This is a genomic window from Actinorectispora metalli (genome assembly GCF_056323685.1).
Genome location: NZ_JBREYE010000001.1, coordinates 2,899,762 through 2,919,934, shown reverse-complemented (window position 1 = coordinate 2,919,934; position 20,173 = coordinate 2,899,762). Strand labels below are relative to the sequence as shown.

Here is a 20,173-nt window from a genome sequence, read left to right as displayed (position 1 = left end):
ACTGCGAGGCTGGAATCATGGGCAAACCGTTCGCCTCCAGCGCCGACACGGCGCCCAAGACCGAGACGTTCGAGGTCCTCGCGGAGGGCGTGTACGCGTTCACCGCCGAGGGCGACCCCAATGTGGGCGCGATCGAGGCCGAGGACTTCCTGATCTGCTTCGAGGCCCGCGCCACCCCCGCCGCCGCCCGTGACTGGCTGGCGGTGCTCCGGCAGCACACCGACAAACCCGTGCGCTACCTGGTGCTCAGCCACTACCACGCGGTCCGGGTGCTGGGCGCGAGCGCGTTCGAGGCAGCAGAGATCATCGCGCACACCCAGACCCGGCGGCTGATCGAGGAACGCGGCAAAGAGGACTGGGAGAGCGAACTCGGCCGGATGCCGCGGCTGTTCAAGGAACCGGACGGCATCCCGGGGCTGACGCTGCCCACCTTGACCTTCTCCGAGAAGCTGACCATCCCCCTCGGCGGCGAGCGCGGCGAACTCGTGCTGGCGCACTGCGGCCGCGGCCACACCGCGGGCGACATCGTGGCTTGGCTGCCCCGCCACAAGATCCTCTTCGCGGGCGACCTGGTGGAGGCCCAGGCCGCGCTCTACACCGGCGACGCCTTCCACGACGACTGGTCCACCGCCACCCTGGACAACGTCGGCGCCTTCGAGGCCGAGACGTTGGTCGGCGGCCGCGGCGACGTGGTGCGCGGCACCAAAGCCGTCAACGCGGCCATCGCCCAGAGCAGGCACTTCCTGAACGAAATCAGCCGGACCGTATTCGACGTGCACCGCAGGGGCGGCAAGGTGGCCGACGCCTTCGACGCCGCGCACGCGGCGCTGGTGGAGGACTACGGCGGCTGGCCGATCTTCGAGCACTGCCTGCCGTTCAACGTGCAGCGGTACTGGGACGAACTGGACGGCATCGACTGGCCGAGGATCTGGACCGCGGAGCGGGATCGCGAGGTGTGGGCCCAACTCCAGGACCGCACGTGACGGTGCTGGTTGTCGGTGGCGGCCCGGTCGGCCTCACCGCGGCGCTGCACCTGGCCAGGGCGGGCGTGCCCAGCATCGTCTGCGAGGCCGCCCCGACGCGCGACAGCCTGGGCAGCCGGTCGATCTGCATGCAGCGGGACGTGCTGGACATCCTCGAACGGGTCGGCCTCGGCACCGCGGTCGCCGAGGCGGGTGTGACCTGGTACCGCGGCCGCATCTTCTACCGGGACGGCGAACTCGCCGAGATCACCTTCCCGGAGGTCGGCGACAGCGGCTACCCGCCGTTCGTGAACACCCCGCAGGCCGTCGTTGAGCTTCTGTTGGACGAGCGGGTGGCCGCGGAGCCGCTGATCGACCTGCGTCGGGGCCACCGGGTGACCGGCCTGCGCCAGGACTCGACGGGCGTCACCGTGGAGGTGTCGACACCGGACGGTCGGCTGGCAATGCACGGCAGCCACTGCGTCGCCGCCGACGGCCCTCACTCCACGGTCCGGGACCTGCTGGGGCTGCCGTTCGACGGCGAGTCCTTCCCCGACAAGTTCCTGATCGCCGACGTTCGCACCGACCTGGGCTTCGGGGTCCCCGAGCGACGGTTCTACTTCGACCCGCCGTGGAACCCCGGCCGCCAGGTGCTGCTGCATCCGCAGCCCGGCGGCGTGTGGCGCATCGACTGGCAGGTACCCGAAGCCTTCGACCTGGCCGCGGAGCGGGCGAGCGGGGCGCTCGACGAGCGGATTCGCGCGATCACCGGCGACCTGCCGTATGAGGTGTTGTGGGCCTCGTCCTACCGCTTCCACCAACGCTGTGTGCCGACCATGCTGGTGGGCCGGGTGCTGTTGGCGGGCGACGCGGCCCATGTGATGAGCGTGTTCGGCGCCCGCGGCCTGAACTCGGGCATCGCCGATGCGGAGAACGCGGCGTGGAAGATCGCCTACGACCGCGCGGAGTTGGCGGGGCCCGCGCTGCTGGGCTCCTATGACCGCGAACGCCGCGCCGCCGCCGGGGAGAACCTGCGCGTCACCGGCGACACCATGCGGTTCCTGGTGCCGCGCACCGACGCCGAGCGAGCCCGCCGGGTAGAGGTGCTGGAACGCAGCGTGCGGGATGCCGCGGCCCGCGCGGAGATCGACTCGGGAAAGCTGTCCGAGCCGTTCTACTACCTCGATTCCCCGCTGACCACGCCCATGCCCGGCGCGGACTCGGCACGGTTCCCACGGGAAGCGGGTGCGGCGCGTCCACCGTGGCCCGGGGTGCTCTGCCCGGACGGCAGGCTGGACAGGGGCATGCGGCTGCGCAGTCTGTTCGGCCCCGGTTTCACCGTGCTGACCAACGGCCTGTCCCCGCGGGTCGACGACGAGGGCCTGCCCGAAATCCGCGTGATCGCGCTGGACCAAGCCGACGAGTCGGGGGCCATCGCCAACGCGCTGAACCTGCCGATCGGGGCAGCGGCGGTCATCCGGCCGGACGGCCACCTCGCGGCGCTGACGATCAATCCGTCAGCGCTGGTGCCCGCGATCCGCCGCGCCTGTGGCTGGTGATCAAACGGGCTTGATCATGGGTGGAGTGCGGGGCTGGGGGCGCCCGCCTTGTCGGACAAGCCCTTGACCAGCTCCAGGAGTGCCTGGTCGGCGGAGTGCTCTGGCAGCCAGCCGAGTTCGTCCCGCGCCTTGGTCGAGTCCAGCAGCGGCGCCTGGATGCCGAGGTCCAGCCAACCCGGTGAGGTGGGCTGCAACCTGGCCAGCCAGCTCAAACCGACCATGGGTCGCAGCACCTGCCGGGGTGTGGGGATCAGTCGCGCGCCGAACAGGTCCGCGAGGTCCGCCGTGGACAACGCGGGCTCGGCGGCCAGGTTAAACGCGCCGCCTGCCCGTTGGTCGATGACGCGCAGCACGGCTTGCGCCACGTCGTCGGCGTGCACGAACTGGAGCACGATCTCCCTGGGCAGCGGTAGGACCGGCAGTTTGCGACGCAGCATCAGGTCGTAGGCGGCCGAGGGCACCAAGGGGCCGATGAAGTACCGGGCGATCTCGCTTGCCGCGGCCCGCTGCATCACCAGCCCCGGGCGGATCCTGGTGAGCGTCATCGACGGGCGCTCGGTCTCGACACGGTCCAGCAGTCGTTCCACCGCGGCCTTGTCCCGGCTGTAGGACGACGGCGCGACGCCGCCGGTCGGCCAGCTTTCGTCGACGGGCCGGTCGTCCTGGCGCGGCGAGTAGGCGCCGACCGAGGACAGGTAGACCACGTGTCCGACGCCCGCCCTGGCCGCCGCATCGACCGCCCGGCGGGTGCCGAAGACGTTGGTGCGGTGCATGACCGCCTCGTCATGGCTGGGCTGGATCAGCCAGGACAGCTGCACCAGCGCGTCCGCGCCGTTCATGGTCTGTGCGAGCAACTCGTCGTTGCCCGCGTCGGCCACGTCCAGCGACACCCAACGGGCCTTGTCGTACGGGGGTTGCGCGGGTGGCGGGCGACGGCAGACGCCGACGACCTCGACGTCCGGCCGTTCGGCGGCGAGTCTGCGCAGCACCGCGGTGCCGATGTTGCCGGTGGCTCCGATGACGACGATCTTCACGGCCTGATCAACACCTTCCGGACGCCGGGACGGCGGTCGGCGAAGGCCTTGTACCAATCGGGCGCGTCCTGCAGTGGCACCTCGTGCGACACCAGGTCACCCGCGCCGATCCGGTCCCCGTTCGCCAGCACCTCGTGGAGTTCGTCGGTCCACTGCCGGACGTGGGCCTGTCCCCAGCGCAGCGTCACGTTGCGGTCGAACAGGTCACCCAGCGGGAATTTGGGAATCCAGCCGACGTAGACGCCCACCACCGACAGTGTGCCGCCGCGCCGGACGGCGGCCATGGACTGATGGAACGCGTGGGTGCGGTCCAGCTTCAGCTTGGCCAGCTGCAAGACGTGGTCCAGCGTCGGCCCGTCGGCGTCCATCCCCACGGCGTCGATCACCGAGTCGGCGCCGCGGCCCTCGGTGGCATCGCGGATCGCCTCCGCCGCATCGCCGACGTCGACCTCCGGGGTCTCCACGCCCGCCTGGGCGGCGAACTCGCGCCGGTCCGGGCAGGGGTCGATGCCGATCACGCGGCCCGCACCCTGGTAGAGCGCGATGCGGGCGCACATCTGCCCGATCGGGCCGAGGCCGAACACGGCGAGCGTGCCGTCCTTCGGCACATCGGCGTACCGCACGGCCTGCCAGGAGGTGGGCAGCACATCGGAGAGCAGCACCAGCGCCGAGTCCGGCGCCTCGCCGTCGACCTTGATCGGACCGAAGTGGGCCTGCGGCACGCGCAGATACTCCGCCTGCGCACCGGGCACCCCGCCGTAGAGGTGGGTGTAGCCGAACAACGCCGCGCCCTTGCGCCCCTTGAGGTTCTGCGTGGTCTCACACTGCGCGAACAGCTTCCGGTCGCACATGAAGCAGCGTCCGCAGGAGATGTTGAACGGCACCACGACCTTGTCGCCGGGTTTGATGTGGGTGACCTCGGCACCCACCTCCTCCACGATGCCCATCGGCTCGTGGCCGAGGATGTCGCCGGGTTTGACCGCCATGGTCAGCCCGTGGGCGTAGAGGTGCATATCGGAACCGCAGACGCCGCTCGCCGTCACCTTGATGACGGCGTCGGTCGGTTCCTCGATTCGGGGGTCCGGCACCTCGTCGACGGCGACCCGGTGCGGGCCATGCCAGGTGAGTGCGCGCATGGGTTGCGGTTACCCGGCAGCCGGGCGGGCACACCTGCGCGTCAGTGCGTGCCGAAGACCACCCGCAGCATGCGGCCCAGCACGGTCGGGCGCGCGACCTCGCCGTCGGCCTCACGCAGCGCCAGTCGCGAGCGGACGTAGATGACGCATTCAGGGCAGTCCGGTCCGTCGGGCAGGCTCAGCGGCGCGGCGGGCACCTCGGCACCGCACACCGCCTCGTACAGGCCGGTGGTACCCGCGGCGGCCCGAGCCTCGTCGCTGATCTGGTGGGTGCGTTGATCAAGGACGGACAGGATCGACGTCACGTAGAGCGTCGCGCTCATACTGCCTCCGAGCTCCCAAAATCCGGCCGACAGAAGGATGGCCATATCACGCCAGCTCGATCAACAACGCGCAAGGTTGATCTTCCGACCAGCGGATGAAAACCGTTGGCAGTACGATGAATTCGTCGTGAACGAGCGTAAAGCAACCCTCACGTCCGTCACGGGCACGAGGTGACGTGGGCGCACCCGGCAACAAATCAGGCCAGGTCTTGATGATGTGGATTTCAGCTTCACGCTGGGACTTTTGCTAGGTGGCGCACTCCTAAAACATACGTGCGGCCATTACGCGGAAATACGATTATTTGATTTTCCCGCGCAGAACGGACAATAGAGCTGCGCCATTCAGCGGCTATCCTGCACAATTTATCGGTGCCACGGTTGTCACACCGATCACTCCTATCCCTGAAGGAGAAATCAATGCCTTCCCTGAAACGGAGAATCCTCGCTTTCACCCTCGGAATCGTCGCCGCATCGGCCACCCTGTTCGGCGTCACCTCGGCCTCGGCCCAGGCGCCTGTGGCGGTGGACGAGGGCGCGGCACTGGCCGCGGAACTTCCGCACTCCGGTGGTCAGATCTGCCTGGTCTCGCTGAGCGGTAAGCGGGCGTTCGGCGGCTGCGGCGGCGACGGCGGCCTGTTCATCCTGCTGGCCAAGTCGGAGAGCGGCGACGTCAAGCGGGTCGGCCCGATCTGGTTCCGCGGCGCCGCCGTGACCGTCGCCCAGTTCCGTGACAAGGTCAAGTCCGCCGCCATCCTTTCGGTGAACCCCGACGACTACAGCGAAGACAAGGTGCTCGTCGAACGCACCGTGGAGTGACCTTTCGATTTCGCTGTGCCCTCGCGACGGCGTTCGCCCCCGGCGAACGCCGTCTGAGCGTCCACTATCGAGTGACGATTGTTGAACTGAAAGCAGAGTGTGATTATTCGTCGTAGTGCGCTGCGACGATATCCGCCGTACAAATTTCCCAACGACCAACACGGGAGATGACAGGTGACAGGACGGATCGGTCGGCGGCAACTCCTGTTCGCGGGCGCGCTGGGCGGGTTGGCGGCCGCCTGCGGAGGCAGGGCCGCGGCGCCGGTCGCCACGGTCGCCGACCGCGGGCCGGCAGGCCCGCAGGACTGGGAGAAGCTGCGCTCGGTGCTGCCCGGCGGGCTCGTGCTGCCGGGCGACGGCGAGTACGACACGGCCAAGCTGTCGGCCAACGTCCGCTTCGACGGACAGCGTCCGGCCGCGATCGCCCGCTGCACCCGCCCCGAGGACGTACAGCAGGTGCTGGACTTCGCGGTCCGCCACGAGCTGCCCCCCGCCGCCCGCGGCGGCGGGCACAGCTATGCGGGTTACTCCACACCGGACGAGGCGCTGGTGGCGGACCTGCGGCGGATGAACCGGATCGAGGTGCGGGCCGACGGAACGGCCGTGATCGGCGCGGGCGCGGTCCTGATGGAGGTGTACACCGCCTTGGCCGCGGCGGGCCGGGCGCTGCCCGCGGGCACCTGTCCGACGGTGGGGATCGCCGGTCTGACGCTGGGCGGCGGGGTCGGTGTGCTGGGCCGCAAGTACGGCCTCACCAGCGACCAGCTCACCTCCGCCACCGTGGTCACCGCGGACGCGCGGCTGCTGACGGCGTCGCCGACCGAGAACCAGGATCTCTTCTGGGCGCTGCGCGGCGGGGGCGGTGGCAACTTCGGCATCGTGACCAGCCTGGAGTTCCGCACCGTGCCCGCCCCGGCGCTGAGCTGGTTCATCCTGCACTTCGCGCCCGGCACCGCGGCCGCGGTCCTCGGCGGCTGGCAGCGCTGGGTGGCCGCCGCGCCCGACGAGCTGTGGTCTGCCTGCGTGGTCGGTTCCGGCGCGACGCCAACGGCCAGGATGAGCGGCTGCCTGGTGGGTCCGGCCACCGCCCTCAACCCGCTGCTGGACGGGCTGATGCGCGAGATCGGCACGGCGCCGGTGAGCCGGACCGTGCAGGACAGCTCCTATCTGGACACCATGCGGCACTTCGCGGGCTGTGCGGCCAACGCGGCCCTGTGCCAGACCGAACTGCCGCTGAGCCGGGCGCCGCGCCGAGCCTTCGCCGCGAGCTCACGCATCCTGCCCGAGGCGCTGCCCGACCCCGCGGCCGCGGTGAACCTGGTGACGGGGAGGGCGGGAGTCGAGCTGATCTTCGACAGCATGGGTGGCGCGATCAACCGGGTGAAGGCCGACGAGACCGCGTTCCCCCACCGGGACGCGCTGGCCACGGTGCAGGTCTACGGGGCGGCGGACCGCCAGATCGGCGGCATCGCCGACGTGGTCGCCGATGTCGAGCGCCGCCTCGCCCGCCTGACCGGCGGCGGCGCGTACGCGAACTACATCGACCCGAATCAACGGGACTGGGCGCAGGCCTACTACGGCCCGAACCTCGGCCGACTCCGCGAGATAGCCCACCGCTACGACCCGAAGAAACTCTTCACATTCGCACAGGGCCTCTCAACCTGATGCCCTCCCCAAAACGCACCATGACGCCGCAGGTCGTCACCATGCTCTCCGAGGGCGACATCATGACGCCCCAGGGAGGTGTCGGGCTGGGCTCCCCCCGAATCGAGCCTAGGGGAAGAGCGGCGATTCGCCGGGGAGGTGGTCGGGCTGTTGTCGAGGCGGGTCGGGTTTCGGCCGGGTCGGGTTTCGGCCGGATCAGGTCGTGTTCGGGTCGGGTTTCGGCCGGGTCAGGTTGTAGTCGGGTCGGCTGTTCCCCGAGGCGGGTCAGGTCGGGTTGTAGTCGGTCGGGTCGGGTTGTGGTCGAGTGGCCGACCTGACCGGACGGCAAACCGCAGCAGGACCGCACGGCGACCGCCGGGTCGCCGTACGGCGCGGGTGTGGGGTTGGGCTCGGCTGCGGGACCGCGTTCAGCTACGACCCGGGGGTGGGTCAACTGCGGACGACCATGCCGACGCGTTGGAACTCCTTGAGGTCGGAGTAGCCGGTCTTGGCCATGGCTCGGCGGAGGGCGCCGAAGAGGTTGACGATGCCGTGGGGGCTGGCCGCCGGGCCGAAGAGGAGGGTTTGGAGGTCGTAGGTGGAGGTGGCGGCCTGGACGATCTCGCTTCGGGGGAGGGAGGGGTGGGCGGCCGAGGCCGTCCAGTAGAAGCCTTGGCCGGGGGCGTCTACGGCCTCGGCCAGGGGTTCGCCGAGCATGACGGCGTCGGCGCCGCAGGCGATGGCCTTGGCGATGTCGCCGGAGAAGGTGACGCCGCCGTCGGCGATCACGTGGACGTAGCGGCCGCCGGTCTCGTCGAGGTAGTCGCGGCGGGCCGCGGCGGCGTCGGCGATGGCGGTGGCCATCGGGACCCCGATGCCCAGGACCTGGGTGGTCGTGGTGGAGCGGGACTGGCCGAAGCCGACGATGACGCCCGCGGCTCCGGTGCGCATGAGGTGCATGGCGGTGCGGTAGTCGCCGACGCCGCCCGCGATCACCGGCACGTCGAGGTCGGCGATGAAGCGCTTGAGGTTCAGGGGCTCGCCGTCCCGGGAGACGTGCTCGGCGGAGATGATGGTGCCCTGGACGATGAGGATTTCCACGCCCGCGGCGAGCAGGTGCGGGGTGAGTTCCTCGGCGTGCTGGGGGCTCACCCTGGCGGCCACGGTGACCCCGGCGTCCCTGACACGGCCGATGGCCTCGGTGAGCAGGTCGATCCGCAACGGCGCGGCGTGCAGCTCCTGGAGCTTGCGGATCATGGCGTCGGGGTCGTCGTCCTCGGCGACGCCGATGAGCTCCTCGATGACGCGGCCGGCGTCGGCGTGCCGGGCCCACAGGCCTTCGGCGTTGACCACGCCCAGCCCACCCAGCTCACCTACGCGGATCGCGGTGTCGGGCGAGACGACGGCGTCGGTGGGATGCGTGATCAGCGGGATCTCGAACCGGTAGGCGTCGATCTGCCAGGTGGTGGACACGTCCTTGGACGAGCGCGTCCGCCGCGTCGGCACGATCTCGATATCGCTGAGGTCGTATCCGCGCATGGCGGTACGGCCCATGCCGATCTCGATCTGATCCCGCACTGGTAGTCCTTCCTCGACCCGCCGAAAGCGAAGCCATTATCAACCGCCCCCGGAAACCCCACACGCCCGCCATCCACTCCGACTCACCCGTCTGCGGATCGCCGGGATCCGGTCGGCGGCACGCCAGGCCGAGAGAGCCGCGCGCGTTTCATCATCAACCGCCACCGGAAGCCAACACCCGCCGTCCCCTGCATCCGTCTGCTGCTTGCCGGGGAGCGAGCCGTCGTCTCGCAAGGCCGACGGAGCCAAGCGTGCTCACACGACCACCCGGACACTCGACACATCCGCCTGCACCCTGGCCTAGCCCCCGCCTGCTGATTGCCGGGGAACCGGTCGGTGGTTCGCAAGCCCGGCGGAGCCAAGCAAACCCTCGCGGCAACCCACATGCTGCCTGCCACCCAAACCGGGCGCCCGCCTGCTGATTGCCGGGAAACCAGTCGTCGTCTCGCAAGGCCGAGGGAGCGGAGCGGGCACGTGAGCGACCGACAACGCCGCGAGTCGGCGACTGGGCCCCGGCAATCAGCGGGCGGAATAATTCGGGGCTTCCACCGTCATCGTGATGTCGTGGGGGTGCGACTCCTTGAGGCCCGCGGCGGTGATTCGGACGAGGGTGGCGTCCTGGAGGTCGGCGATGGTGGTGGAGCCGGTGTAGCCCATACCCGAGCGGAGGCCTCCGACCAGCTGGTGCACCACCTGGGCCAGCGGGCCGCGGAACGGGGTGCGGCCCTCGATGCCCTCCGGCACCAGCTTGTCCTCGGACAGCACGTCGTCCTGGAAGTAGCGGTCCTTGGAGTAGGACTTCTCGCCGCCGCGGCCGCGCATCGCGGCCAGCGAGCCCATGCCGCGGTAGGTCTTGTACTGCTTGCCGTTGTGCAGGATCAGCTCGCCCGGCGCCTCCGCGGTGCCCGCCAGCAGGCTGCCCAGCATGACGCTGCTGGCACCGGCGGCGATGGCCTTGGCGATGTCGCCGGAGTACTGGATGCCGCCGTCGCCGATGACCGGCACGCCTGCCGAGCGGCAGGCCTGCGCGGCCTCGTAGATGGCGGTGATCTGCGGGACGCCGACACCGGCGACCACCCGCGTGGTGCAGATCGAGCCGGGCCCGACACCCACCTTCACGCCGTCGGCCCCGGCTTCGACCAGTGCCTGGGCGCCCGCCCTGGTGGCCACGTTGCCGCCGACCACGTCGACGGTCTCGCCGAGTTCCCGCTTCAGCTTGGCGACCATCTCCACGACACCGCGCGAATGGCCGTGCGCGGTGTCCACCACGATCGCGTCCACGCCCGCCTCGGCCAGCGCCATCGCGCGCTGGTAGGAGTCCGCGCCGACGCCGATCGCGGCGCCGCAGAGCAGCCTGCCGTCGGTGTCCTTGGTGGCGTTGGGGTACTGCTCGGTCTTGACGAAGTCCTTGACGGTGATCAGCCCGCGCAGCTTGCCCGCGCCGTCCACGATCGGCAGCTTCTCCACCTTGTGCCTGCGCAACAGGCCCAGCGCCGCATCGGCGGTCACCCCGACCTGCGCGACGACCAGCGGCATCTTGGTCATCACCTCGCGGACCCTCTTGGTGTGGTCCACCTCGAAGCGCATATCGCGGTTGGTGATGATGCCCACCAGGGTGCCCGCGGCATCGGTGACCGGCACACCGGAGATGCGGTACTTGGCACAGAGCGAGTCGACCTCGGCCAGGCTGTCCTCCGGCGAACAGGTGACCGGGTCGGTGACCATGCCCGCCTCGGAGCGCTTGACCACCTCGACCTGCGCGGCCTGGTCGTCGGCGGAGAGGTTGCGGTGCAGCACGCCCATGCCGCCCTGGCGGGCCATGGCGATCGCCATCCGCGCCTCGGTGACGGTGTCCATCGCGGAGGAGACCAGCGGCACCCGCAGCAGGACGTTGCGCGAAAACCGCGTGCCGGTGTCGACGCCGCTGGGGATCACGTCGGACTCGGCGGGCTGCAGCAGCACATCGTCGAAGGTCAGCCCGAGCGTCGCGAACTTCGACGGGACACCATGAGCGATCAATTCGCTGGACATTGTGGTGGGCGAACCTTCCTGACGCGCCGGGTGAGCTCCTCCGCCGCCCGCCACCCGACTTCTGGTCGGACGAGACGCGGACGTCACCTGCCTATGCTAACGGCCATTCACGTCGTGAAATGCGCTCGTGAGCCAGCTCCCACGCACCCCGATGAAGATCACGAGTCGGCGAACACGCCGCCGGAGTTGCCGGGGGCCTGCGGACAACCGCGGTACCGGCGGGGTACCGTGCTGCTTCGTGCCGCACAACGCGCTGCCTCCGGACCCGTTCGCCGATGATCCGAACGATCCGGCCAAGGTCTTGGACTCCGACACCGAGCAGGTGGAACCGCTCAGTGAGGACGAGCGCGCCGAGCTGATGGCCGATCTGTCCGATCTCGCCGTCTACCAGGTGCTGCTGGAGCCGCGCGGTGTGCGCGGCATCGTGGTTGACTGCGCCGACTGCAACGAGCCGCACTACCACGACTGGGAGCTGCTGCGGGCCAGTCTCCAGCAGCTGCTGGCCGACGGCCAGGTCCGGCCGCACGAGCCCGCCTACCAGCCCGACCCCGGCGCCTACGTGAGCTGGGAGTACTGCCGCGGTTTCGCTGACGGCGTAGCGACCATCGAGAGCAGCCGCTAGCCCGAATACGGCGAAGGCCCCCGATCACCTGGATCGGGGGCCTTTCACGTTGGCTGGTCAGCCCGCGGACGGATCCGTCGGGACGAACTCGTTGGCGCGCCCGGTGGTGCCGGAGGTACCGCCCTCGCTGGAGCCCGGAGGCGGGCTGCCCGGCGTGGTCGACGTCGGCGTCGGCTCGGTGGTGCTCGGCGGCGAAGGCGAGGTCGACGGCGAGGTCGACGGCTTCTCCGGCTTGGTCGGCTCGACCGTGGTCTGCGACACGCTGCTCGCGGGCGGCGACGGCTGGCCGTTGGTCGGGCCGGGCGGGGTGGTGTCCAGCTGCGACTTGAGCGAGTCGTGCTTGGCCGCGAGCTCGGAGCGGCCGTCCTCTGCGGACACCGCGCTGAGCTGCTCGGAGGCCCGCTCCAGCGCGGCCCTGGCGTCGGAGACCTTGCCCTGCCGCCACAGGTTGTTGGCGCTGTTGAGCTCGTACTGCACCGAGGCGGCCGCCTCGACCGAACGCGTGTGGTCGGAGTAGAGCACCTCGGCCACCGGCCACAGCGGGTCGCCAGGCTGGGCGTCCATCGCGGCGAAGCTCACTCCGGTGAAGGCGATGGCGAGCACCGCTGCCGCGGACGCCAGCGGCACGAGAAATCGGTGGTGCCTGCGACGGGATTTGGCCTTGGCGTTCAGGATCGCGTTGACGGCGGTGTCGGTGTCGACGATCTCGCGCACCGGCTCGTTGTCGACATCCCGCCGCCAGGCGACGAGTAATGCGCCGAGCTCTTGGTCGTCAAGAGCGCCGCTGAGCAGCGGGTCGGCCCCGCCGAGCACATCGAGCAGCGCGTCGTCGGCCTGCACCGCGGACAAGTCGATGGTGCCGTCGAACTCGTTGTCCGCCAGCAGCAAGGGGTCTTCGTGCGCGAACGCCGTCTTCGCGGCGCGCCGTTCGCGGCGTGAGGCGTTGAAGTCACCTGTGTGTCGCTCACCCATGTCAGACCACCTCCTCCTGGCTCATAGCCTTCCTCAGTCGTGTCAACGCCCGGTGCTGAGCGACCCGTACGGCACCCGGCGTGGAGTTGATCGCCTCGGCGGTCTCCTCCGCGGACATCCCCATGACGACGCGCATCACGACGATCTCGCGTTGCTTGGCCGGGAGAATCCGCAGCAACTGCGCCATCCTGGCGGTCAGCTCGCTGCCCATGGCCCGCTGCTCCGGACCGGCTCCCAACTCTGGTGCGTCGGGGACCTCGGCGACGGGGTCGGAGCGGTTTCGCGCGGCCGAGCGGTGGGCATCCGCCACCTTGTGGGAGGCGATGCCGTAGACGAAGGCCAGGAACGGACGCCCCTGATCCCGATAGCTGGGGAGTGCCGTCAACACGGCGAGGCACACCTCCTGTGCGACGTCATCAGCCGACGCGTACGACCGTTCCTGCCTGCCAACTCGGGCACGGCAGTACCGCACCACCAGGGGACGAATCGACGCCAGCAAGCGCTCCGTCGCCTGGCGGTCGCCATCGACGGCGGCGCCCACAATGGCGTCCAGCTCGTCCCCCACCTTGCTCATCGCAGACACATGTCCCGGTGTTACTTCTAGGCGGACCGTCATTGACCGATCCTCTGGGTGACCCCCGACCCATCGGTCGGGTTAACCGTACCGGGCCATGCCGCCCGGCCGTACCGGTGGGCGCGGATACGCGCCCACCGGCGGCAGGCGGATACACGGTGAACATCCACACCCAGCCCGGAGCGGGTCGCTCCGGGCTGAACGGGGTATGTGAAATATACGGGTCGTTCACCCTGCGTACTCGTATGAGTACTCAAGGTTTACGACACCAACCCCCGGCGGAAGCCGTGGGCCACCGCCTGGGCGCGGTCGCGGACGCCGAGCTTGCGGAACAACCGCCGAGCGTGCGTCTTGACCGTGTCCTCCGAGAGATAGAGCTCACGGCCGATCTGGCCGTTGCTCTTGCCCTGACTCATGCCGCGCAGCACCTGAAGCTCCCGTTCAGTGAGCTGCACGCCTGGGTCTGAGGGCTGTCGTGGTGCCGGTACCGAGGTGCTGGCAAGCGTGTGCGCGAGCGCCGCGACAAGCTCGGGACGGGATGCGTCCCACCGCAGGTAGCCACGGGCGCCACCTGCGATCGCTGCCGCGATGCTGCCGGCGTCGTCAGGCGCGCCGAACACGATCACATTTGCCTGGGGGTTTGCCGATACGAGCCGCCTGGTCGCTTCGACACCGGTCGGCACGGCGCGCTGGGTTCCAACCAGGACGACGTCGACCGGCTGCCGCGAAAACCGCGCCAGCAGCTCGTCACCGTGCGCTACACAGTCGATGCGGCTGACCCCTGGGACAGCCGACATCACACGGGTGAGACCTTCCCGCACACTGCGCCGGTCGTCGCAGATCAAGACCGTCGTCACGGGGACTCCTTCCTGCAGCCGAGTGACGTTCCTTTTCCCCTATCGGACGCTGAGAGCCAAACCTTGACACGATCCGGTGCTTAATCCGTCAAGAATTTCAGCCACGCCCCTAGGAGGGTTCGTTCACGCCAACGGAGTAGCGCTGAGAGTAACCCCGCTGGGAGGAAAATGTGGATCACGTCCGATCGGCGTCACTCGTCCGGTTGGGACGTCCACGTCCGAGTGAGGCATATCGCTGCCCTGCGTGCCAGCTCGCAGGTCGATTCGATCCAGATTGCGGGTGAATCCGCGTAACACGGCTGGAGCAGAATGCGAATTACTCTCGATTAGCACTCGGTTACCAACTGGTAACCCGATCAGCTCAACACCGTCCGGCCAAGTTGTTCGACCGCCGCGTCCAGACCGGGCAGCAGTTCGACCCGTGACGGCAATGTGACATTCCGCCATCCGGGGCCGCCGACGAACACCCGCACCCGCGGGCGCGTCCTCGGCAGCGCGGCCAGCAGCCTGGCGTCGGCGTAGCGCGGCAACTGGGCCCAGAGGAACACCGCGGAGGGTGTGGTCCGACGGATCGAGGACACCAGCGCCTCGAGCGGTAGGGCGGCCCCCAGCACCCTGGCCGCGATCCGCCGCCGGGCCAGCGCGGCGGCCAGCGCGTGCAGCGGCAGGCTGTGCTGCTCCTCGGGCACACAGGCCAGCAGCACCGGCCGCGGGTTGAGCGGGGCGGGCGTGCCCGCGCACACCATGGCGAGGGACGCCACCACGCAGTGGGTGAGCAGGTGCTCGATCTCCACGCCCTCGCCGGAGTGCTCCCAGCGCTGCGCGACCGCGTTCATCACCGGCCGGATCACCGCGTCCCAGGTCGGCTCGATGCCGTCCTCGGCGACGCTCTCCAGCAGCAGCCGCTGGACGGCGGCGGCGTCCATGGCGAGTACCGCACGGCCCAGGCCCCTGGCGCGGCGGCTCGCGCCGGGCAGCCTGAGCACCCGGCCGCCGACCCTGACCACGCCCGTTGGCTCGTCGTCCTCGCGCACGCCGGAGATCAACACGGGCTCTCGCCGGGTCTCCTGGCCGCCCAGCACCCCGTGGGCCACCGGCCCTTGAGTGGGTACCTGCTGGTGTCGCGGGGCGTTGAGGGCGTAGCGGGCGGCCTCGCTCGGGGAGGCACCACGCAGCAGTGCCCGTTGCATCAGTTCCAGGCGGGCGATGTCGCCCGATCCGTAGCGGCGGTGTCGCCCGCTGGTGTGACCGCTGGGTCCGAGCCCGTAACGGCGGTCCCAGGTGCGCAGCGTGGCGGGCGCGATGCCGAGCCGCCGGGCCACCGCCGCGACCGTGAGGCGGGGCTCGTCGTGACCGTCTGCTTCGTCGGGGACACGGCCGCTGTCCTCGACGGATTCCGGCTGTGTGGTCACGTCGCCCATATTCCGGTTACGTCACCCCTTCGGCAACACGAATGCTCTTGAACAAGTTTTGGCGCGCTTCTACTGTCGTTCTCAGCTCAACTACCGTTACTTGAACGGGAGGTCGTTGTTATGGCGGACACCCGACGTCTCCCCGGCCCCAACGCCGATCTGTGGGATTGGCAGCTCAAGGGGCTGTGCCGCGGGATGGACAGCGCGTTCTTCTTCCATCCCGACGGTGAGCGTGGCCCGGCGAGAGCGCGGCGGGAGGCCCGCGCCAAGGCGATCTGTGAGCGCTGCCCGGTGTTGGCACCCTGCAGAAAGCACGCGCTCGCCGTTCAGGAGCCCTACGGCATCTGGGGTGGGATGTCGGAATCCGAACGCGACGCCATCGTCAAATCACGCAAGCGCCAGCTTGGTATCACCCCGGTAGTACCGGTGGTTCCTGCCCAGCGCGGCGCGCCGGCCCCGAGCAAGCATCCCTCGGTGGTCTGAACGGCCTCTAGACCGCAGAAGGCCCCGATGGGCGTCCCACCGGGGCCTTCTGCGTACTAAAGCCTTTAAAGGGGGCTGGCACGCCCGAACGCGCCAGCCCCGTGCACCCGAACTACCACCGCCACGTCCCGTAGGTGGCGATGCCTGTTGCGCCGGGTGGGTCAGAAGCCGGGGCCCTGCCGGTGGCCGTGTCCATGGCCGTGGCCATGTCCATGCCCGGCGGGCTCCTCTTCCTTCTTCTCCACCACTGCGCTCTCGGTTGTGAGCACCATACGTGCGATGGACGCCGCATTGGAAACCGCGGACCTCGTCACCTTCACCGGGTCAACGATGCCAGCGTCCACCAGGTCACCGTACGTCAGGTCCGCCGCGTTGAATCCATGACCCCACTCCAGGCCCTTGACCTTGGACACCACGACGGCGCCCTCGAGTCCGGAGTTGGCGGCGATCCAGAACAGCGGGGAGGTCAGGGCCTTGGCCACGATGGCGACGCCGGTCGCCTCGTCGCCCGTCCTGCCCAATCCGCCCTCGAGTTCCTTGGCGGCGTGCACCAGGCTGGAGCCACCGCCGGGCACGATGCCCTCCTCGACGGCGGCGCGGGTGGCCGCGACGGCGTCCTCGATGCGGTGCTTGCGCTCCTTGAGCTCGACCTCGGTGGCCGCGCCGACCTTGATCACGGCGACGCCGCCGGACAGCTTGGCCAGCCGCTCCTGGAGCTTCTCGCGGTCCCAGTCGGAGTCGGTAGACTCGATCTCCCGACGAAGCTGCTCCGCGCGACCGTCCAGCGCCGAGCGGTCGCCTGCGCCGTCGACCAGCGTGGTCTCGTCCTTGGTGACCACGATGCGGCGGGCCTTGCCCAGCACCTCGATGCCGGACTCGGACAGCTTGCGGCCGACCTCGGCCGAGATGACCTCGGCGTTGGTGACGATGGCCAGGTCGTCCAGGAACGCCTTGCGGCGGTCACCGAAGTAGGGCGCCTTCACCGCGACGACGCGCAGCGTCTTGCGGATGGCGTTGACCACCAGCGTGGACAGCGCCTCGCCCTCGACGTCCTCGGCCACGATCAGCAGCGGCTTGCCCGTCTCGGCGACCTTCTCCAGCAGCGGCAGCAGGTCGGCCAGCGAGCCGATCTTCTCGCGGTTGAGCAGCACGAAGGCGTCTTCGAGGACGGCTTCCTGCGACTCGGAGTCGGTGACGAAGTGCTGGGAGATGAAGCCCTTGTCGAACTGGACGCCCTCGGTGATCTCCAGCTCGGTGGCCAGCGTCGAGGACTCCTCGACGGTGATCACGCCGTCCTCGCCGACCTTCTCGATGGCCTCGCCGAGCAGCGCGCCGATGGTGATGTCCCGAGAGGCGACGGTGCCGACCTGCGCGATGTTGTCGCGGCCCTTGACCGGGGTGGCCTTGGCCTTGAGCAAGTCGACGACGGCGTTCGCGGCGGCCTCGATGCCCTTGCCCAGCGAGGTGGGGTTGGCGCCCGCGGCGACGTTGCGCAGGCCCTCGCGGACCATCGCCTGGGCCAGCACGGTGGCGGTGGTGGTGCCGTCGCCCGCGACGTCGTTGGTCTTGGTGGCCACGGTCTTGGCCAGCTGCGCGCCGAGGTTCTCGAACGGGTCCGGCAGGTCGATCTCGCGGGCGATGGTCACACCGTCGTTGGTGACGGCGGGCCCGCCGAACTTCTTGTCCAGCACGACGTGGCGGCCACGCGGGCCGAGCGTCACCTTGACGGCGTTGGCAAGCTGGTCGACGCCGCGCTCAAGCGCCCGGCGAGCATCCTCGTCGAAGCGAATCTGCTTAGGCATGTGATGTGCCCCTCTATATGTTTCTCAGGCGCCGCCTCAGCACCGGCAGCGGGTTTAGGGCTATGCGAAACCGCCCCGGCACCGGCGGTCATGCCGGTGTTGCCGGGGCGGTTATGCGCATGATGTGCCTGTTGTCAGTTGATGACAGCCAGCACGTCGCGGGCGGAGAGGATCAAGTAGTCCTCGCCGTTGTAGCGGATTTCGGTGCCGCCGTACTTGGAGTAGATGACGACATCGCCTTCATTGACATCCAGCGGAACGCGGTTGCCCTTGTCGTCGATGCGGCCCGGGCCGACAGCCAGGACCTTGCCCTCCTGGGGCTTCTCCTTGGCGGTGTCCGGGATAACGAGGCCCGACGCAGTCGTCGTCTCGGCCTCGCTAGCCTGGACGAGGATCTTGTCCTCGAGCGGCTTGATGTTCACGCTCGCCACGGTGTGACCTCCACCTTCTGGGGTCTTCGAAGCGTTGGCAGGTACCGACGGCTCGGTGGCTCCCCGCCGTCGCGGGTGCCGGGGCTCCTCCGGTGCCGTGCAGCTAGCACTCTACCCATGCGAGTGCCAGCCTCTCAACCGGGTCCGACTGGTGGGTGAAAGGAAGCCTCTCCCGGCTTCCGTCTGCGTTCACATCGCGTCTTCCGCCCGGCAACCATCCTGGCCTGCAATGGGACCGGCACTCCAATACTGGGAGGTTGACGTGCCCGATCCCACCACAAACCTGTCTCGCCGATCCCTGCTCATCGGCGGCGGCACCGCCGCGGGCCTCACTGTGATCACTACCACGCCGCTGGCCGCGGCCGCACCCGCAGGCCGACTGGCGGACCCGTTCACCCTAGGTGTCGCCTCCGGCGACCCCACCTCCGACGGCGTCGTGCTGTGGACCCGTCTGGCACCGAAGCCGCTGGCCGAGGACGGCATGGGCGGCGTGCCCAACCGCAAGATCGCCGTGCAATGGGAGCTTGCCAGGGACGAGAAGTTCCGCACCGTCGTCCGGCGCGGCGTGGCGACCGCGCGGCCGGAGTCGGCGCACAGCGTGCACGTGGAACTGAGCGGGCTGGAGCCCGACCGGTTCTACTTCTACCGCTTCCGCGCCGAAGGTCACCTGTCGCCGACCGGCCGTACCCGCACAGCACCGGCCGTCAACGCGCTGCGGCCGCTGACCATGTGCTTCGCCTCCTGCGCGCAGTACGAGCACGGCTACTTCACCGCCTACCGGCGGCTGGCGGAGGAGCACCCGGACCTGGTGCTGCACCTTGGCGACTACCAGTACGAGTACAAGGCCAAGAGCTACGTCGCGCCGGGCGGCAACGTGCGCGACCACGAGGGCCCGGAGACCGAGACGCTGGCGAACTACCGGCAGCGGCACGCGCAGTACAAGACCGATCCGGATTTGCAGGCCGCGCATGCCATCGCACCGTGGGCGGTGGTGTGGGACGACCACGAACTGGACAACAACTGGGCCGACGAGGTGCCGGAGAAGCCGGAGATCCCGCAGCCGAACTTCCTCAAGCGCCGCGCCGCCGCGTTCCAGGCGTACTGGGAGAACATGCCGCTGCGCCGCACCTCGGTGCCCAATGGCATCGACATGCAGCTGTACCGGCGCGTCCGGTGGGGCAGTCTGGCCACCTTCCACATGCTGGACACCCGGCAGTACCGCAGCGACCAGGCCTGCGGCGACGGTTCTCACGTCGGCTGCGACGAGCGCCTGCGGGAGGACCGCACGATCACCGGTGCGGAGCAGGAGCGCTGGCTGCTGTCCGGGCTCGCCTCATCGCGGGCGCGCTGGGATGTGCTTGGCCAACAGGTGTTCTTCTCGCAGCGCGACTCCGACGCGGGTCCCGCGCAGAAGTTCAGCATGGACGGCTGGGACGGCTATGTGGCCTCCCGCAACCGGATCCTGCCGACGCTGGGCCGCACCCGAAACGGCGTGGTGCTCACCGGCGACGTGCACTCGCACTGGGCGAGCGAGCTGAAGTCGGACTTCGACGACCCGTCGTCGACGAGCGTCGGCGTCGAGTTGGTGGCCACCTCGATCACCTCGGGCGGCGACGGCAGCGACACCACCGCGGGCGGCGACACCACGTTGAAGGCCAACCCGCACATCAAGTACTTCAGCAACCGCCGCGGCTACGTGAGCACCCGTTTCGAGGCGGACAAGCTCACCGCCGAGTTCAAGGTGCTCTCGCACGTCAAGACTGCGGGCGCACCGGTGACCACCGGGGCGAAGTTCGTGGTCGAGGACGGTGACCACACCCTGCACCGCGCCTGAATCCCTTGTCGCCATAACTCTGTTATGTAACACTGTTTTCACAGTTGTTCCGGGGTGAGCGCGGTACCTGTGCCGTGCTCACCCCGATCACGATGGGGATTGG

General features: G+C 69.4%; 17 protein-coding genes and 1 pseudogene. 7 read left to right on the top strand and 11 right to left on the bottom strand.

The features are described from left to right. Nucleotides 1–17: 17 nt before the first annotated feature. Together ACU6XJ_RS13745 and ACU6XJ_RS13740 are read left to right on the top strand one after the other, a co-directional pair. A complete protein-coding gene (locus ACU6XJ_RS13745; protein WP_476310684.1) occupies nucleotides 18–983 on the top strand; it encodes an MBL fold metallo-hydrolase in 966 nt (321 codons plus the stop codon). Next, nucleotides 980–2,521 (top strand): FAD-dependent monooxygenase, encoded by a 1,542-nt coding sequence (locus tag ACU6XJ_RS13740; RefSeq protein ID WP_476310682.1) that lies wholly within the window; start codon nucleotides 980–982, stop codon nucleotides 2,519–2,521. The genes ACU6XJ_RS13745 and ACU6XJ_RS13740 overlap by 4 nt, the downstream gene beginning before the upstream one ends. Before the next feature lie 14 nt (nucleotides 2,522–2,535). On the opposite strand, the gene ACU6XJ_RS13735 is transcribed toward ACU6XJ_RS13740, so the two are convergent. The 3 genes from ACU6XJ_RS13735 to ACU6XJ_RS13725 are packed head-to-tail and all read right to left on the bottom strand — an operon-like array spanning nucleotide 2,536 to nucleotide 5,014. Continuing rightward, entirely contained in the window at nucleotides 2,536–3,555 is a 1,020-nt protein-coding gene (locus tag ACU6XJ_RS13735) for an NAD-dependent epimerase/dehydratase family protein (RefSeq protein ID WP_476310679.1), read from the bottom strand. After that, a complete protein-coding gene (locus ACU6XJ_RS13730) occupies nucleotides 3,552–4,691 on the bottom strand; it encodes an alcohol dehydrogenase catalytic domain-containing protein (protein WP_476310676.1) in 1,140 nt (379 codons plus the stop codon). The genes ACU6XJ_RS13735 and ACU6XJ_RS13730 overlap by 4 nt, the downstream gene beginning before the upstream one ends. Before the next feature lie 41 nt (nucleotides 4,692–4,732). Then, nucleotides 4,733–5,014: a hypothetical protein gene (locus ACU6XJ_RS13725; RefSeq protein WP_476310673.1), complete on the bottom strand. Its 282-nt coding sequence runs from the start codon at nucleotides 5,012–5,014 to the stop codon at nucleotides 4,733–4,735. Between the two features lie 417 nt (nucleotides 5,015–5,431). Here ACU6XJ_RS13725 and ACU6XJ_RS13720 point away from each other — a divergent pair, with 417 nt between their 5' ends. Beyond that, nucleotides 5,432–5,830 (top strand): hypothetical protein, encoded by a 399-nt coding sequence (locus ACU6XJ_RS13720; protein ID WP_476310670.1) that lies wholly within the window; start codon nucleotides 5,432–5,434, stop codon nucleotides 5,828–5,830. 174 nt (nucleotides 5,831–6,004) lie between these two features. Then, the gene (locus ACU6XJ_RS13715; RefSeq protein WP_476310667.1) at nucleotides 6,005–7,495 is read left to right on the top strand and encodes an FAD-binding oxidoreductase; all 1,491 of its coding nucleotides are present in this window, start codon (nucleotides 6,005–6,007) and stop codon (nucleotides 7,493–7,495) included. Between the two features lie 429 nt (nucleotides 7,496–7,924). Here the strand turns inward: ACU6XJ_RS13715 and ACU6XJ_RS13710 are convergent, their stop codons facing one another. Together ACU6XJ_RS13710 and guaB are read right to left on the bottom strand one after the other, a co-directional pair. After that, nucleotides 7,925–9,052, bottom strand: a complete 1,128-nt coding sequence (locus ACU6XJ_RS13710) for a GuaB3 family IMP dehydrogenase-related protein (protein WP_476310665.1) — start codon at nucleotides 9,050–9,052, stop codon at nucleotides 7,925–7,927. A gap of 519 nt (nucleotides 9,053–9,571) precedes the next feature. Then, a complete protein-coding gene (gene guaB / locus ACU6XJ_RS13705; RefSeq protein ID WP_476310662.1) occupies nucleotides 9,572–11,083 on the bottom strand; it encodes an IMP dehydrogenase in 1,512 nt (503 codons plus the stop codon). A 238-nt stretch (nucleotides 11,084–11,321) separates the two neighbouring features. Here guaB and ACU6XJ_RS13700 point away from each other — a divergent pair, with 238 nt between their 5' ends. Beyond that, nucleotides 11,322–11,705 carry a DUF5319 domain-containing protein gene (locus tag ACU6XJ_RS13700; protein ID WP_476310659.1) on the top strand — a complete coding sequence of 128 codons (384 nt, stop codon included), beginning with the start codon at nucleotides 11,322–11,324 and terminating at the stop codon, nucleotides 11,703–11,705. Nucleotides 11,706–11,762: 57 nt separating this feature from the next. Here the strand turns inward: ACU6XJ_RS13700 and ACU6XJ_RS13695 are convergent, their stop codons facing one another. From ACU6XJ_RS13695 to ACU6XJ_RS13680, 4 genes are all read right to left on the bottom strand, one after another. Next, nucleotides 11,763–12,677, bottom strand: coding sequence for an anti-sigma-D factor RsdA (locus ACU6XJ_RS13695; RefSeq protein WP_476310656.1), 915 nt, complete (start codon nucleotides 12,675–12,677; stop codon nucleotides 11,763–11,765). A 1-nt stretch (nucleotide 12,678) separates the two neighbouring features. Next, nucleotides 12,679–13,251: a sigma-70 family RNA polymerase sigma factor gene (locus tag ACU6XJ_RS13690; protein ID WP_476310653.1), complete on the bottom strand. Its 573-nt coding sequence runs from the start codon at nucleotides 13,249–13,251 to the stop codon at nucleotides 12,679–12,681. Nucleotides 13,252–13,511: 260 nt separating this feature from the next. After that, entirely contained in the window at nucleotides 13,512–14,108 is a 597-nt protein-coding gene (locus tag ACU6XJ_RS13685; protein ID WP_015805222.1) for a response regulator transcription factor, read from the bottom strand. A gap of 356 nt (nucleotides 14,109–14,464) precedes the next feature. Further along, entirely contained in the window at nucleotides 14,465–15,529 is a 1,065-nt protein-coding gene (locus tag ACU6XJ_RS13680; protein WP_476310650.1) for a MerR family transcriptional regulator, read from the bottom strand. Nucleotides 15,530–15,640: 111 nt separating this feature from the next. Between ACU6XJ_RS13680 and ACU6XJ_RS13675 the strand changes: the two are divergent. Further along, nucleotides 15,641–15,934 (top strand): annotated as a pseudogene (locus ACU6XJ_RS13675) (WhiB family transcriptional regulator); the annotation flags it as partial. A 230-nt stretch (nucleotides 15,935–16,164) separates the two neighbouring features. On the opposite strand, the gene groL reads toward ACU6XJ_RS13675, so the two are convergent. Together groL and groES are read right to left on the bottom strand one after the other, a co-directional pair. Beyond that, on the bottom strand, nucleotides 16,165–17,805 hold the full coding sequence (groL, locus tag ACU6XJ_RS13670; RefSeq protein WP_476310647.1) for a chaperonin GroEL: 1,641 nt from the start codon (nucleotides 17,803–17,805) through the stop codon (nucleotides 16,165–16,167). Nucleotides 17,806–17,939: 134 nt separating this feature from the next. After that, nucleotides 17,940–18,236: a co-chaperone GroES gene (groES, locus tag ACU6XJ_RS13665; protein WP_476310645.1), complete on the bottom strand. Its 297-nt coding sequence runs from the start codon at nucleotides 18,234–18,236 to the stop codon at nucleotides 17,940–17,942. Nucleotides 18,237–18,498: 262 nt separating this feature from the next. On the opposite strand from groES, the gene ACU6XJ_RS13660 reads away from it, so the two are divergent. Next, a complete protein-coding gene (locus ACU6XJ_RS13660) occupies nucleotides 18,499–20,070 on the top strand; it encodes an alkaline phosphatase D family protein (RefSeq protein WP_476310642.1) in 1,572 nt (523 codons plus the stop codon). Nucleotides 20,071–20,173 lie beyond the last annotated feature (103 nt).

Coding starts and splice junctions, on each gene's coding strand:
- guaB (WP_476310662.1), bottom strand. CDS start 11,083: ATGTCCAGCGAATTGATCGCTCATGGTGTCCCGTCGAAGTTCGCGACG.
- ACU6XJ_RS13725 (WP_476310673.1), bottom strand. CDS start 5,014: ATGAGCGCGACGCTCTACGTGACGTCGATCCTGTCCGTCCTTGATCAA.
- ACU6XJ_RS13720 (WP_476310670.1), top strand. CDS start 5,432: ATGCCTTCCCTGAAACGGAGAATCCTCGCTTTCACCCTCGGAATCGTC.
- ACU6XJ_RS13695 (WP_476310656.1), bottom strand. CDS start 12,677: ATGGGTGAGCGACACACAGGTGACTTCAACGCCTCACGCCGCGAACGG.
- groL (WP_476310647.1), bottom strand. CDS start 17,805: ATGCCTAAGCAGATTCGCTTCGACGAGGATGCTCGCCGGGCGCTTGAG.
- ACU6XJ_RS13680 (WP_476310650.1), bottom strand. CDS start 15,529: ATGGGCGACGTGACCACACAGCCGGAATCCGTCGAGGACAGCGGCCGT.
- ACU6XJ_RS13730 (WP_476310676.1), bottom strand. CDS start 4,691: ATGCGCGCACTCACCTGGCATGGCCCGCACCGGGTCGCCGTCGACGAG.
- ACU6XJ_RS13690 (WP_476310653.1), bottom strand. CDS start 13,251: ATGAGCAAGGTGGGGGACGAGCTGGACGCCATTGTGGGCGCCGCCGTC.
- ACU6XJ_RS13745 (WP_476310684.1), top strand. CDS start 18: ATGGGCAAACCGTTCGCCTCCAGCGCCGACACGGCGCCCAAGACCGAG.